The organism is Stenotrophomonas sp. YJH_SMC_57 (assembly GCF_059369755.1).
Window position 1 is genome coordinate 177,912 of record NZ_JCAFSZ010000004.1, and the last position, 13,473, is coordinate 191,384.

16 protein-coding genes are annotated in these 13,473 nt (G+C 67.2%); 9 read left to right on the top strand and 7 right to left on the bottom strand.

What is annotated here, in order from left to right; translation table 11 throughout:
- Positions 1 to 89: 89 nt before the first annotated feature.
- Positions 90 to 977, bottom strand: a complete 888-nt coding sequence (locus AC5P7U_RS06605) for a hypothetical protein (RefSeq protein WP_040006724.1) — start codon at positions 975 to 977, stop codon at positions 90 to 92.
- Between the two features lie 93 nt (positions 978 to 1,070).
- On the opposite strand from AC5P7U_RS06605, the gene AC5P7U_RS06610 reads away from it, so the two are divergent.
- Complete coding sequence (locus tag AC5P7U_RS06610; RefSeq protein ID WP_495220899.1) at positions 1,071 to 2,366, top strand: acetyl-CoA C-acetyltransferase; 1,296 nt, start codon at positions 1,071 to 1,073, stop codon at positions 2,364 to 2,366.
- Between the two features lie 155 nt (positions 2,367 to 2,521).
- On the opposite strand, the gene AC5P7U_RS06615 is transcribed toward AC5P7U_RS06610, so the two are convergent.
- The 3 genes from AC5P7U_RS06615 to AC5P7U_RS06625 form a co-directional block, all read right to left on the bottom strand.
- Complete coding sequence (locus tag AC5P7U_RS06615; RefSeq protein ID WP_197564118.1) at positions 2,522 to 3,814, bottom strand: heme biosynthesis HemY N-terminal domain-containing protein; 1,293 nt, start codon at positions 3,812 to 3,814, stop codon at positions 2,522 to 2,524.
- A 6-nt stretch (positions 3,815 to 3,820) separates the two neighbouring features.
- Entirely contained in the window at positions 3,821 to 4,798 is a 978-nt protein-coding gene (locus AC5P7U_RS06620) for a uroporphyrinogen-III C-methyltransferase (protein WP_004153548.1), read from the bottom strand.
- A 104-nt stretch (positions 4,799 to 4,902) separates the two neighbouring features.
- A complete protein-coding gene (locus AC5P7U_RS06625) occupies positions 4,903 to 5,712 on the bottom strand; it encodes a uroporphyrinogen-III synthase (protein ID WP_197564119.1) in 810 nt (269 codons plus the stop codon).
- Positions 5,713 to 5,747: 35 nt separating this feature from the next.
- Here AC5P7U_RS06625 and AC5P7U_RS06630 point away from each other — a divergent pair, with 35 nt between their 5' ends.
- From AC5P7U_RS06630 to AC5P7U_RS06650, 5 genes are all read left to right on the top strand, one after another.
- Positions 5,748 to 6,215, top strand: a complete 468-nt coding sequence (locus tag AC5P7U_RS06630) for a YiiD C-terminal domain-containing protein (protein WP_004153550.1) — start codon at positions 5,748 to 5,750, stop codon at positions 6,213 to 6,215.
- A 32-nt stretch (positions 6,216 to 6,247) separates the two neighbouring features.
- Positions 6,248 to 6,673, top strand: coding sequence for a hypothetical protein (locus tag AC5P7U_RS06635; protein WP_004153551.1), 426 nt, complete (start codon positions 6,248 to 6,250; stop codon positions 6,671 to 6,673).
- 57 nt (positions 6,674 to 6,730) lie between these two features.
- On the top strand, positions 6,731 to 7,168 hold the full coding sequence (locus AC5P7U_RS06640; protein WP_004153552.1) for a rhodanese-like domain-containing protein: 438 nt from the start codon (positions 6,731 to 6,733) through the stop codon (positions 7,166 to 7,168).
- A gap of 100 nt (positions 7,169 to 7,268) precedes the next feature.
- Entirely contained in the window at positions 7,269 to 7,787 is a 519-nt protein-coding gene (secB, locus tag AC5P7U_RS06645; protein WP_004153553.1) for a protein-export chaperone SecB, read from the top strand.
- A 20-nt stretch (positions 7,788 to 7,807) separates the two neighbouring features.
- Positions 7,808 to 8,833 carry an NAD(P)H-dependent glycerol-3-phosphate dehydrogenase gene (locus AC5P7U_RS06650; protein WP_004153554.1) on the top strand — a complete coding sequence of 342 codons (1,026 nt, stop codon included), beginning with the start codon at positions 7,808 to 7,810 and terminating at the stop codon, positions 8,831 to 8,833.
- Positions 8,834 to 8,983: 150 nt separating this feature from the next.
- Here AC5P7U_RS06650 and AC5P7U_RS06655 read toward each other — a convergent pair whose 3' ends face one another.
- Entirely contained in the window at positions 8,984 to 9,460 is a 477-nt protein-coding gene (locus tag AC5P7U_RS06655) for a YybH family protein (protein ID WP_004153556.1), read from the bottom strand.
- Positions 9,461 to 9,572: 112 nt separating this feature from the next.
- Here AC5P7U_RS06655 and AC5P7U_RS06660 point away from each other — a divergent pair, with 112 nt between their 5' ends.
- Positions 9,573 to 10,247 carry an Ivy family c-type lysozyme inhibitor gene (locus AC5P7U_RS06660; protein ID WP_004153557.1) on the top strand — a complete coding sequence of 225 codons (675 nt, stop codon included), beginning with the start codon at positions 9,573 to 9,575 and terminating at the stop codon, positions 10,245 to 10,247.
- Positions 10,248 to 10,712: 465 nt separating this feature from the next.
- Positions 10,713 to 11,087: a bleomycin resistance protein gene (locus tag AC5P7U_RS06665; RefSeq protein WP_004153559.1), complete on the top strand. Its 375-nt coding sequence runs from the start codon at positions 10,713 to 10,715 to the stop codon at positions 11,085 to 11,087.
- A 6-nt stretch (positions 11,088 to 11,093) separates the two neighbouring features.
- Here the strand turns inward: AC5P7U_RS06665 and AC5P7U_RS06670 are convergent, their stop codons facing one another.
- A complete protein-coding gene (locus tag AC5P7U_RS06670; RefSeq protein WP_004153560.1) occupies positions 11,094 to 11,780 on the bottom strand; it encodes a L,D-transpeptidase family protein in 687 nt (228 codons plus the stop codon).
- A gap of 162 nt (positions 11,781 to 11,942) precedes the next feature.
- The gene (locus AC5P7U_RS06675) at positions 11,943 to 12,215 is read right to left on the bottom strand and encodes a hypothetical protein (RefSeq protein WP_004153561.1); all 273 of its coding nucleotides are present in this window, start codon (positions 12,213 to 12,215) and stop codon (positions 11,943 to 11,945) included.
- A gap of 556 nt (positions 12,216 to 12,771) precedes the next feature.
- Here AC5P7U_RS06675 and AC5P7U_RS06680 point away from each other — a divergent pair.
- Complete coding sequence (locus AC5P7U_RS06680) at positions 12,772 to 13,347, top strand: OmpO family porin (RefSeq protein WP_004153562.1); 576 nt, start codon at positions 12,772 to 12,774, stop codon at positions 13,345 to 13,347.
- The last annotated feature ends 126 nt before the right edge of the window (positions 13,348 to 13,473 follow it).

The window sequence follows — 13,473 nt, forward strand, 5'->3', positions numbered from 1 at the left end:
GCAAGCCGGCGTTTTTCCTGAGCGGTAGTGCCGGCCGCTGGCCGGCAATCGCAGATCCGAGGGTTGCCGGCCAGCGGCCGGGACCACCATCAGCGCGCCAGCAGCTCGCGCGCGTCCTGCCCGGCCTCGCAGTGCACGAACAGCACCGGCACGCCGTGTGCTTCCAGCACTGCGGCCATCTGTCGCTGGCGCATCAGGAACTGCTCGTAGATGCCCTTCAGGCGGTCACAGTCGTTGTTGCTGTGGTTGTAGTGCGCGCACCAGCCGGCCGGATCGAACAGCGCCATGCGCGCCTCGCCATGGGTGTAGCGCAGCAGCGGCTCGGGCGCTGCGTTGAGCCATTCGTCCTCGCCCGGCGCCATGATCGCGGTCTCGATCAGCGGCCACAGCGCGGCCAGGCCCTGGTTGTCGTACTGCATCGACATCATCGCGGCCAGGTCGTTCACGGTGAAATAGCGCGCATGCTCGATGCGGGCGCCGAAGGTGTTCTGCGCCATCAATGCGGTATCGGCGTGCGCCATGCCGTTGGCCAGCAGGGTTTCTTCCAGCGCATTGGCGACCGCGTTGGTGGTGGCCACATCGCTGCCGGTCAGCAGGAACGGCACCACGCGCAGGCCACCGCCCACCAGGCTGGCATCGGCCTGGAACGGCAGCGGCACGTCGCCGTTGGCATCGGTGCCGAACGCCAGCAGGCGCGGGCCCTGGTTGCGGCCCGGCGCACGCATCTGCAGTTCTTCCAGGCGGCGGTGGATCGGCCAGCCCGGGCGCAGTACTTCGGCCGGGTCGAAATGCGCGGCGGCGAACACCAGGTCCAGCTCGGCCACCTGCGGCACCAGCTTGGACAGGTCGCGGCCGACGCGTTCGGCCAGTTCACCGGCCTGTTCGGCGCTGAGTACCGCCTGGCGGGGGATTTCGCCGCCGGCCAGTTCCAGGGCCAGCACGCCAAGGGCATTCATCGCGGGGTCGGGTTTGCTCATGGTTCCACGGTTGGCCCATCACAGGGCGGCAGCTACACTTGGCTCCATTATGCCTGCTCCGTCGTGCAGGCCATGTTGCAGACACCCTCATCCATGCCAGGTATCTCCATGCCCAACGCTCGTCCCGTCGCCATCCTCGGTGGCGTCCGCATTCCGTTCTGCCGCCAGAACACCGCGTATTCGGATGTCGGCAACCTCGGCATGTCGGTCCGTACGCTGGGCGCGCTGGTCGAACGTTTCGGCCTGCACGGCCAGCAGCTCGGTGAAGTGGCGATGGGTGCGGTGATCAAGCACTCCAGTGATTGGAACCTGGGCCGCGAAGCCACGCTGTCCTCCGGCCTGTCGCCGCTGACCCCGGGCATCACCCTGCAGCGCGCCTGCGGCACCTCGCTGGACAGCATCATCACCGTGGCCAACAAGATCTCGCTGGGCCAGATCGAATCGGGCATCGGCGGTGGTTCGGACACCACCTCCGATGTGCCGATCGTGTACGCCAAGAAGCTGCGCGCGCGCCTGCTGGCCGCCAACCGTGCCAAGAGCACCGGCGACAAGATCCGCGCGCTCACCTCCGGCTTCAAGTTCTCCGAACTGAAGCCCGAATTCCCGGGCGTGGCCGAGCCGCGCACCGGCAAGAGCATGGGTGACCACTGCGAGGACATGGCCAAGGAATGGAACATCTCGCGCGACTCGCAGGACGAGTGGGCGGTGTCCTCGCACAAGAAGCTGGCCGCGGCCTATGAGCGCGGCTTCTTCAACGACCTGATCGCCCCGTTCCGTGGTGTCGAGCGTGACAACATCCTGCGCCCGGATACCTCGCTGGAAAAGCTGGCCACGCTGAAGCCGGCGTTCGACAAGGTGTCCGGCCGCGGCACGCTGACCGCCGCCAACTCGACGCCACTGACCGACGGTGCCGCCGCGGTGCTGCTGGCCAGCGAAGAGTGGGCACGCGCGCACGGCCACGAGCCGCAGGCCTACCTGCGCGATGCGCACGTGGCGGCGGTGGACTTCGTGCATGGCGAAGGCCTGCTGATGGCGCCGACCATTGCCGTGCCGGAGATGCTCAAGCGCAACGGCCTGACCCTGCAGGACTTCGACATCTACGAGATCCACGAAGCCTTCGCCGCGCAGGTGCTGTGCACGCTGCGTGCGTGGGAGAGCGAGGACTACTGCCGCAACCGCCTGGGCCTGGATGCACCGCTGGGCCGCATCGACCCGGACAAGATCAACCTGCTGGGTTCATCGCTGGCCACCGGCCACCCGTTCGCCGCCACCGGCGCACGCGTGATTGCCACCGCCGCCAAGCAGCTGGCCGAACGCGGCGGTGGCCGCGCACTGGTCTCGATCTGCACCGCCGGCGGCATGGGCGTGGTGGCGATCGTCGAACGCTGATCGCATCCACGCATGGCGTGGATCTACCAACAAAAACGCCGCCCGATGGGCGGCGTTTTTGTTGTTGCCCGGATGGTTGCTCTGGTGGGTGCCAAGCTTGCTTGGCACGGTGCCAGATTCGCCGGTGGATGCCGGCCAGCGGCCGGCACTACCGATCAGGGCAACCGCGGGTTACCGAACTCGTCGCGCTCTTCATTGGCGTCATACACCGGCGGCTGCACCGCAATCGGCTGCTCTTCCACCGTGGCACGCAGCGGCGCTTCGCTGCGTACCAGCGCCACGCTGTCCTCGCCGCGCTGCAGGCGCAGCGCATTGGCCAGGCACTGCGCGGCCAGTGCGTGCTCGCCACGCTGGGCGAACAGTTCACCCAGCGCTTCCCATGCCGGTGCCCCGGCGCCACTGGCGATCGCCTCATGCAGGAACGCGTCGGCGGCATCCCACTGCTGCTGCGCCAGTGCCACGCGGCCCTGCGCCAGGCGCAGCGCGGCCGAGCCGTCATGCACGTTGCGCCAGCGCTGCAGGTTGGCCTGACGGGTGGCCAGGCGCTCGGCCGGGAGGCGGCCATACAGCGCCACCAGTTCATCATCCCAGCGCTGGTCCAGCGCCTGTTCCAGCGCCAGCAGCGCCGGCTCATCCCAGTTCAGGGCTACCGCACGGCTGGCATAGGCACCCACCACGTCCGGCGTCGGCCGCAGTGCCTTCGGCGTGGCTTCCCACTGCGCGGCCAGCGCGTTGACGTCGGCCGCTTCCAGCAGCGCCTGCGCTGCCAGGCGTGCTTCCAGTTCGCTGCTGGCATCGGTCGGCAGCACCTTGCTCTGCCGCAGCGCGCCCAGCTGCCCATAGGCCTCGTGCGCGCGCCCGGCCTGCGCCAGTGCCTCGGTGCGCAGCCACAGGCCACGCGGCGGCAGCGGCTGGATCGCGGCCACGTCCAGCGCGTTGATCGCATCCACCGGCAGCTCGCGAGCCAGCAGTTGTTCGGCACGCAGCAGCGCCTGCAGCGTGGCATCGCTTTCGCCCAGGCGCTGCAGCAGTGCTTCGCCGGCGGGGCCATCGGCCCGTGCCTGCGCACTGCGCACGGCGTTGGCCAGCGCCACCGCGCTCACTTCGGGGTCCTTGGCGGCGCCGTCCAGCAGTTTCTCCGCACGCTGCCACTGGCCGTGCTCGTAAGCCTGCAGGCCGTCGATCAGGCGCACCCGGCCCTGCTTGCGGCGGTAGCGGCCCCACGCCCGGAACGGTGCGGCAATCAGGCTCCACAGCAGCCACAGCACCAGCACCGCGATCACCGCCAGCAACGCGACCTTCGGCAGGTTGCTGTGGTAGTCGTAGCCGCCGTATCGCAGGATCACTTCGCCGAAACGGTTGAGGTCATCGGCGCCGAGCCATTGCGCGGCGACTACGCCGATGGCCACGGCCAGCAACAGCACGACCAGGGATTGCAGGGGTTTCATGCGGGATTACCTCCGGTCGGTCTGGGTGCGAAGTTGCTGCAGGGTGCTGCCAAGAACGGTGTTGCTGGCCTGCAGCGGAAGCTCGCGCAAGGCCTTCAGTTCAGCACGTTGTGCGCGCAGGGCCGGTGAATCCGGCCAGCGCCGCTGCGCCCAATGCTCCACGCGTACCAACGCGGTATCACGGCCAGCACGGTCGCCGCGCTCGATCGCGGCGCGCGCCAGGGTCAGTTCCAGCTGCAGCGCATCGTCGGCATTGCGGCGTTCGGCAGCCGTCAGCGGGCCGTTCTGACGGCTCGGGGTGATGTCCACGAACGGTGCCAGCGTGGCCTGCCACCAGGCTCTGGCGGTCGGCGGCGCAGCGTTGCCGGTCACCTGCGAGGGCAGGCCCTGCAAGGCCTTGGCCAATGCATCCAGGCGCTGCAACGACTGCACGCGCGGGCCGGCGCCGAGCGCATCCAGTGCATCACGTTCCTGCACCAGCGCCTGGCGCAGGTTCAGGCCATCGCTGTCGGGCAGATCGGCCAGCGCAGTGGCGGCCTGGGCATAAAGGCGGCGTGCGCCATCCACATCGTCGGCGTAGTTCAGGCGTTGCGCGGCCTGGGTCAGCAGCAACTCGGCCTCGTCGCGCTGCACCGCCTGCCGGCCCTGGTTGGCGCTGTCGGCCAGCTTGGCCAGGTTTTCTTCCAGCAGTGCACTGCGCTGGGACAGGCCGAGCATCTCGTCGCGCAGCACGCGGTTGGTGGTGGCCGCGTCCTGCAGGCGCTGGCTGGTCGCGCGCTGGTCACGGCGCAGCGCATCCAGCGTGGCCTCCAGGCCCTGCAGCTGCACGGCGGTGGTCTGCGCCTGCGCCGCCTGTTCGCGCTGCTGTTGCTGCCAGAAGTACCAGCCCGCGTAGCCGCCCGCGCCGAGCACGGCCACACCGGCCAGCGGCAGCAGCCAGCGTGCGGAGCGACGGGGTGGGGAAACGGGCGGAGTGTCGTTCATCAGGCTTCCTTGTCGGCACCGTCGCCGGTGGGGGACCGGCAGGCCGCGTTGAGCACAGCATCACTGTTGCCGACCACAGCGGCAAGCGTGACCCACGTCCCTGTTCAGGTCGCTGCCGGGACGGTGAGCGTGGCGTGTGCAGCCGCCACCAGCTGTGCGGTGGTGGGGCCGGCCGCGCGCACGACGTGCTGCAGGCCCAACGCCCGCGCCTGTTCACCCAGGCGATCACTGGCCACCACGGCGGTCGCGTGCGCCTGCAGGCGCTGCTGCAATGCGGTTGGAAGTTGCTGCCAGAAATGCTGCAGCGCTTCGCCGCTGCTGACCGCCAGCACCCACGGAAAGGCTGAATGCGCCAGTCGTGCCAGCGTGCGCGGCGCCAGGCGCAGCAGGCGCCGCTGGTAGACGTCGGCGCGTTCGATGCGGGCACCGGCCGCCTGCAGCTGCGCGGCAATCAGGCCGCGGCCACCGGGCGCGGTCACCAGGCCGATGCGCAGGCCCTGCACGTCGGCCAGTACCGGCAGCGCCAGCAGGCCTTCGCTGTCCATACGCTGTGGTGCATGCACCTCGGAAATGCCGTGTGCCTGCAGCGCGCGCGCGGTGCCTTCGCCTACCGTCAGCCACGGGCTGCGTTGCGCCTCGGCCAGCGTCAGCAGGGAAGCGGCCGCAGCAACCGCAGCCGGGCTGGTGAACACCACGCGATCGCAGTTCAGCGCGCGTTGCAGCTGGCGCACCACGGGCGTGCCGTGCAGGCGCTGCAACCGCCACGGTGAAAGCGCCAGCACATGCCCGCCCAGCCCAGCAACGGCGCGGCGCAGCGCCACATGCTGGCCTTGCGGGCGCAGTGAAATCAGGGTCCAGGCCGCGTCGGAGCCAGCGGCGCCAGTGGGTATCGTATGGTCGGCCATTGCCTGCATTATGCGGGCCCTTCGTTGTCGTGGTCGCTGCTCCGATGTCCGTTGATGCCCTGACTTCCTCGTTGGCCGCCCTGCAGGACGTACTGGACTGCATGCCAGCGGTCCGCGCCATGCAGATCCAGCTCGACGGCTATGCCGATGGCGTGCTGCGCATCACCGCGCCGCTGGCTGCCAACGTCAACGACAAGGGCAACGCCTTCGGTGGAAGCCTGGCCTCGGTACTGACCCTGTCCGGCTGGGCGCTGGTCAGCCTGCGCCTGCGCCTGGCCGGCCACGATGCCGAGGTCTACGTGGCCGACAGCAACCTGCGCTACCTGGCACCGGTCTACGAAGACCTGCATGCCCATGCCGAAGCCGCCGAAGCGAGCGGCTGGGACGCCTTCCTGAATACCTTCCGCCAGCGCCGCAAGGCCCGCATCAGCATCATCGCCACCCAGCCCGGTGCCGACGGCCGCCCGGCTGCCGAGTTCAGCGGTCGCTTCGTAGCCTTCGCCAAAGGGTAGGATGGCAGGCTGACGTTCTGGGGAAACCACCGATGCGCCGCCTCATCCAGTTCCTGATCTGTTCCCTGCTGCTGGCCAGCGCCGTGGCCTCGGCCGACGACCTCAGCCGCAAGCAGCGCAAGCTGCTGGAAGAGACCCAGATCGCCTACGGGGCGACCATCCGCTGGGGCAGCATGGACGATGCCATCGGTTACCTGGACCCGAAGCTGCGCAAGGAAAAGCCGCCGACCGAGTTCGAGCTCAACCGCTACGCGCAGCTGCGCGTGTCATCCTATCGCGAGCGCAGCAGCGCCTCGCTGGAAGGGGGCGAGGTCGAGCGCCGCGTCGAAATCGGGGTGATCAACCAGAACACCCAGGCCGAGCGCACCGTGGTCGTGGTCGAGCGCTGGCGCTGGGACCCGGAGGCCAAGCGCTGGTGGCAGTCCGCCGGCCTGCCGGACCTGTGGAAGGGGCAGTGACGGGCCGCGTCCGGCTTGTGCGACAATCGGCGCCCGCTTAATCGACCCGTGACCTGAGTGAATTACGAAGAGTTGCTGGCCTTTGCAGGCCGAAACCCGATGCTGTCCGCGGCCCTGGTCGGCCTGACCGTGGCCATCATCGTCACCGAGATCCGCCGCCTGTTCCGGGGCTTCAAGGGCATCAAACCCGCCGAACTGACCCAGCTGATGAACGCGGGCGGCACGGTGGTGGTCGACCTGTCGGCCAGCGGTGACTTCGAGAAGGGCCACATCGCCGGCAGCCGCAATGCCCAGGCCAGTGCCTTCGGCCCGGACAACAAGCTGGTGGCCAACGCCAAGCAGTCGCCGGTGGTGCTGGTATGCCGCAGCGGCAACGCCTCGGAAACCGCCGCCAAGGCGCTGAAGAAGGCCGGTTTCGAAAAGGTCTACGTGCTCGATGGTGGCATTCCCGCCTGGCAGCAGGCCGAGCTGCCGCTGGTCAAGGGCCGCAACTGATTGCCGCAGGTGGCGCATCCGGCCTTGTATGGGCCTGATGCCGCCCCCATCGCAGTAATTCGACCCTCGTTTTCATTGCATTTATCTGGAGTTACTGGAAATGTCCGAAGAGATCACCAACGGCGCCGCTGCGCCGGTCGATGCCGCCACCGGCCCCGCTTTCACCGTCGAGAAGATCTACGTCAAGGACGTCTCCTTCGAGTCGCCGAACGCTCCGACCATCTTCAATGACCAGGTGCAGCCGGAGCTGCAGCTGAACCTGAACCAGCAGGTGCAGCGCCTGGGCGAGAACGCCTTCGAGGTCGTGCTGGCCGTGACCCTGACCTGCCAGGCCGGCGAGCGCACCGCCTACGTGGCCGAAGTGAAGCAGGCCGGCGTGTTCGGCCTGGTTGGCCTGGACCCGCAGTCGATCGACGTGCTGCTCGGCACCCAGTGCCCGAACATCCTGTTCCCGTACGTGCGCCAGCTGGTCAGCGACCTGATCCAGGCCGGCGGCTTCCCGCCGTTCTTCCTGCAGCCGATCAACTTCGAAGGCCTGTACGCAGAAACCCTGCGCCAGCGCCAGGAGCAGGGCGACGCACCGTCGCTGGCTGACTCCGAGCCGGCCGGCAACGCCTGATCCCTGCTGCGACGTCACGGATGAGCACTACCGCTGACAAGATCGCCGTGCTCGGCGCCGGTTCCTGGGGAACCGCGCTGGCCAGCCTGCTCGCACGGCACGGTCACCCGACCGTGCTGTGGGGGCGCGACGCGGCCGTGGTCGAAGCCATCGACCAGCGCCACGAGAACCCGCGTTACCTGCCGGGCATTCCATTGCCGGACAGCCTGCGTGCCACCACCGACCTGGCGTCGGCGGTGGAAGGCGCGGCCTGGATCCTGGTGGTGACCCCGTCGCACGCGTTCGGCGAAACCGTGCGCGCGCTGGCGCCGCTGCGTCCGGCCGGTGCTGGCGTGGCCTGGGCCACCAAGGGCTTCGAGCCCGGTTCGGGCCGCTTCCTGCATGAAGTGGCGCGCGAAGTGCTGGGTGAGGACGTGCCGCTGGCCGTTGTCACCGGGCCGTCGTTCGCCAAGGAAGTGACCCAGGGACTGCCGACCGCGATCACCGTGCACGGCGACGTGCCCGAGTTCGCGCAGGCGGTGGCCGAGGCGATGCACGGCCCGGCGTTCCGCGCCTACACCGGCGACGACATGGTCGGTGCCGAGCTGGGCGGCGCGATGAAGAACGTGCTGGCCGTGGCTACCGGCGTGGCCGATGGCATGCAGCTGGGCCTCAACGCCCGTGCCGGCCTGATCACCCGCGGCCTCAACGAAATGCTGCGCCTGGCCGCTGCGATCGGCGCCAAGCCGGAAACGCTGATGGGCCTGGCAGGCCTCGGCGATCTGGTGCTGACCTGCACCGGCGACCTGTCGCGCAACCGCCGACTGGGCCTGGCCCTGGGCCGTGGCCAGACGCTGCAGGATGCCGTGCGCGAGATCGGCCAGGTGGTCGAGTCGGTGCAGACCGCCGACGAAGTGATGCGACAGGCGCGCCGCCATGGCATCGACCTGCCGATCTCCGACCGCGTGCGTGCTGTGCTGCATGGCGAACAGACGCCGGAAGAAGGCCTGCGTGCGCTGCTGGCGCGGGAACAGAAACCGGAATATCCGGACACGCTGTTCAAGTGAATCGAAAAACCCCGGCCATGCGCCGGGGTTTTTTCATCAGGGAGTACCAACCGGGTGCCGGGTGGAGACAGGCCCTGGTGAGTGCCAAGCTCGCTTGGCATCACGCGCGCTGCATATCCACGCATGGCGTGGATCTACTGCAACGCCCGATCACCGCGCCCGTGGCGGCGCGTTGCTGTTGTCCATGTCCGAGAAAATCATCCACGGCCCATCGCCCACGCGTTTCAACGTCAGCGTGAACTTGCCGGTGTCCCCCACGTTGTTGCCGAAGGTGTAGGCACCGATGATGTAGCCGATGTTCCCTTCCACGGCATAGGCCAACGCGCGCAACCGCAACGGGCTGCCGCTCTGGCCGGAATACGCCGCCTCGATCGCGCTGCGTCCGCGCACTGGCGCCTGGTTGCTCTGCAGGATGAAGCCATCCTCGGCGAACAGCCGGGCGAGCGCCTTGGTATCCCCCTTGCACCACGCCTGTTCGTAGTCGCGCAGCACGCGATCCAGCGGCGCCGGCAGGGTTGCATCGGGAAGCGGTGGTGCAGGCTTCGCGCCTTCAGCATCGTGGGCAATGGCCGGCGTTGCCAGCAGCAGCGCACTGCAGAAGATCACGGCGAGTCGTGTACGGCGCATGCGTCCAGGTCCTGGCGATGACGGGAGCGGCGAACGCATCCTAGCGCGCCGCTGGTTAGAATCACCCTGCGCTGGTGTGGCACATGCGTCGCAGATCAGACAAGGACAGGGAATGAAGATTCAAGTTGCAGGGATGGCACTGACGGTCGCGCTGCTGGCGGCCTGCGGGCAGGCGCCGGAGAAGGCCGTCCAAACGATACCTGCGGTGGCACCCACCGCACCTGCTGGAACACCGGCAGCGACGACCACCGTGGTCGAGAGTGAACCGTCCATCGAGGACGGAGTGGATCCGTCGGTGTGGGACAGTGAAGGCGAGCCGGAAGACTCCAGTGTCGGCCGTGAGCTCACCTGCAAGGACAACCCGTTGGCGACCCACTTCTTCACCCTGGTGGGCGGCAACACGGTGGACGATTGTGGCCGCAAGGACCCGACGGTGCTGGCCGCGTTCGATGCATTGATGAAGGGAACGCAGGCCGCCGAATCCGCCGACAAGGACATCCCGTCGCTACGCGAACGCCTGTTGAGCGGCCCCAGCGGGCCTGGCGAGCTGCTGGTGCTTCAGGGCGAACCCTGGTGGTTCTACACCGCCTGCCAGGCCCACGACTGCCCCGGCACCGCGCTGGCGATGCTGTACTCACCCGATCAGTCGAAGATGGTCGGCCGCCTTACCGCGCGCTGCCGGGTGTGGTGGCTGGGCGAGCCCACGGCCGAGCAACGCGAGCAGATCGAACAGCTCCGCCCGCTGGATGACGCCGCATTGAAGGAAGACAGCGCGCTCTGCGAATGAGGTGATGCCGGCGGGGAAAGTCTGGACATGCTGGGCCGGGTGTAGGCCGTTCGTCCTGTTCTTCTGCCCGGAAACCGGCTGCTAAGCTTCCACCCCAACCTGTTGCCGACCGGCCTCCCTCCATGGCTTTCTGGACCGTCGTCTTCGCCATTGGCGCCGCGCAGGCCGCGCTGCTTGCCCTGGCCCTGTGGCGGCCCCGCCGTCCAGCGGGCAACCTTGGGAAAGCGGTGTGGCATCTCGGAACCTCGGTGTTGGCGGAGGTTCCAGCGTGGGTGCGAAGTGCGGGAAAAGCGTCCGGATCGGCGGAGTCGTACCCGGGACCGGCGGAGGAGTGCGGCCAGGGCGACCCATCGACAACGCCAACGCTGGAGGGCTGCGCTCGTCCACCGTTCAAGGGGCCAGGTCGTGAGGCCGGCCGGACGCTATGATCGGCCGACACCCCGACATGGAAGGGTTCCCGCGCCCATGAAGATCGAGTCCATCTCTCCCATCCTGTCCGTAGACCATCTTGCCGAGTCGATCGCGTTCTACTGCGGCACGCTCGGATTCGAACTGGCGTGGTCGTGGGGTGATCCCTCCGACATTGCTGCCGTCTGCCGCGACGGCGTGGAGATCACCCTCACGCAACGGTCCGGGAGCAAGCCGGCAGGTGCGGCACATGCCTATCTGGTCGTATCCGGTATCGACGACTATTACCGGACCCTTGAAGGTTCGGGTGTCACCATCGTCGTCCCCATCGGGGACAGGCCCTACGGCATGCGCGATTTCCGCCTAGCGGACCCAAGTGGCAATGAACTCAGCATCGGGCAGGTCATGGAGAACAGGGACAGCGCTCGTTAGCGCGCGTTACTTGCTTGCGCGCCGCGCACCCTTTTCGTCCTGGCCCTTTGCATCCCCCCTGCTCTGCGCGAATTCCGGGAACGTCTTCGCGATCGAATCCTTGTCCGGCAGGATATAGAACACGCCACCCTTCTCGAACGTGGCCTGCACGATCTGCTCGTAGAACGCGGGCGAGACATTGATGCAGCCATGGGTGACGCGGTTGTCGTCCGGCGTGGGCGAGGCCAACCGTTCGGCGCGCTTTTCCTTCGGGCTGCCCGGCGGCAGCGGATGCATCGACACGGCAGAATCGTAGTCCACCCACAACACGCGCCCGGCATCGTCGGAGGGGCCGTAGCCACCAATGAAGCGGCCGGCAGGCGTGGTGCGGTCGTGGCCGGGAATCGCGCTCAATGCGAGCTTGGCGACGCCGGGTGCGGAGTGATCACCGATGGCCGATCCGAACAGCGCCGGTGCCGCGCCGCGCAGCTTGCCGTCGCCGCTGAAGACCAGAACCTGCGCTGCGGCCTTGTCCATGACAGCGAACGGATAGCCCTGGTTGTCCTTGCTGGCGACCACCCACCCGGCCAGCTCGATCACCGTTTCGGACACGCTCTGGTCAGGCGGAAGTTCATCAACGGCGGCCACCGGTGGTGCAGGTGCGTCCTTGTCCCTGGCGTTGGCGACGCCGCTGCACGCAACGGCCAGCGCCATGACCAGTGCGGCATGCAGGACGCGGCGTGCAGGGGAGGGGAAGGTACGAATGGGACGGCTCCTTTCCTTGCAATGCAATCTTGGGTGGAAGGATGCCAGTGGCCGGCGAAGGCCACTGGTTCCCGATACAGAAGCGGATCAATTCAAACGGTGAGGGAGCGATCAGCCGCGGGGCTTGCGGCCGGCGGGTGCCCTTTCAAGCTGCTGGACGCGGCCTTCGATCTGGTCGAGGCGTTGGTTGGCCTGCTGTGCGGACTGGTTGGCGGACTCCGCACTCTGCGCGGCGCCCTGCACCTTTACGTCGAGCTGATCGAGACGCGAGTTGATCGTTGCAAACTCGTTCTTGTAAGAGGCGCAGGCGCCAAGGCTCACGGTGGCGATGAGCGCGACAGCAAGTGCGCGGGCCGACTTCATGTGTTGCGGGTTCAGGTTCATTGCACTCCCTCCTTCGTCTGGGGAAGCTGGAATATAGCGGCGTTTGTTCCCGTCGCTGACAAGCGCTTTCAGCTGCAATTTGAGTACGTGGATGGGCTGTGAAGCCTGCTGCTGACCCAACATTAACAAGCGGGATCAGGCGAGCTGATCTTCGTCATCGAAGCGCCTTGCGCCTCTTCATATCCGCCAATTCATCAGCATGACGCGGGAGCCCTCGCTCGGCAGACACACGCAGCTCCGCTTGCGTCAGGCAGAGCTGCAGCGTTCCCGAAGCGCACATCCAGCAGCTCGGCAATGGCGGCGTGCCTGTTCGTCGCATGGGCAACGCACTCGCGGGAAATGCGATGGCGAAGGAATCGTTGAGCCCGCGAGTGCGGCCGCTCCCAATGGCGCACGGCGAGTTCCCTGAACGGGAACCATATTTATATACCAGTCAGTTCAATATTCAGGGTCGATTAGACCCCCTAACGGATAATTCACACCTGTCGATCGCCTCCTCTCTCTCCCCCTCCCGGGAGGCGGTCGACGAAACCAAAATAATTAAAGGTGTGTCCCGATGAACAAGAATTCGCTGCTTGCCCTGGGTCTTCTGGCTGCTCTGCCGTTCGCTGCATCGGCAACCGACGGCCTGTCGTACAACTACGTTGAAGGCGGCTACGTGAACACCGATGCCAAGGGCGGCGACGCCGATGGCTGGAAGGTGAAGGGTTCCGTTGCGGTGCACCCGAACTTCCACATCTTCGGCGACTACAGCGCGCAGGAGACCGACAAGTTCAAGAACGACGTCGACCAGTGGCGCCTGGGTGTCGGCTACAACTACGGCATCGCACCGAACACCGACCTGGTGGCGCGCGTTGCGTACCAGAAGTATGACGAGAAGCGCGGCCTGGACTTCAACGGCTACTCCACCGAAGTGGGCGTGCGCACCGCGTTCAACCCGTACGTGGAAGGCTACGTGATGGCCGGCTACGAAGATTTCAGCAAGAAGCACGGCTACAACCCGGACGGCGAGTTCTACGGCCGCGTCGGCGCCACCGCCAAGTTCAACCAGAACTGGGGCCTGAGTGGCGAAGTGAAGCTGGCCAAGGCCGGCGACCGCGAGTGGTTCGTGGGCCCGCGCTTCACCTGGTAACAAACGCCTGTCGTTAGTGCGTGTTGTGCTGGCGTGTGACTCTCTCTCTCTCCCACACGCCAACCGAAGCCCGGCCTCGCGCCGGGCTTCACTTTTATGGGCACCGTGGCGCCACAATGTTGCATA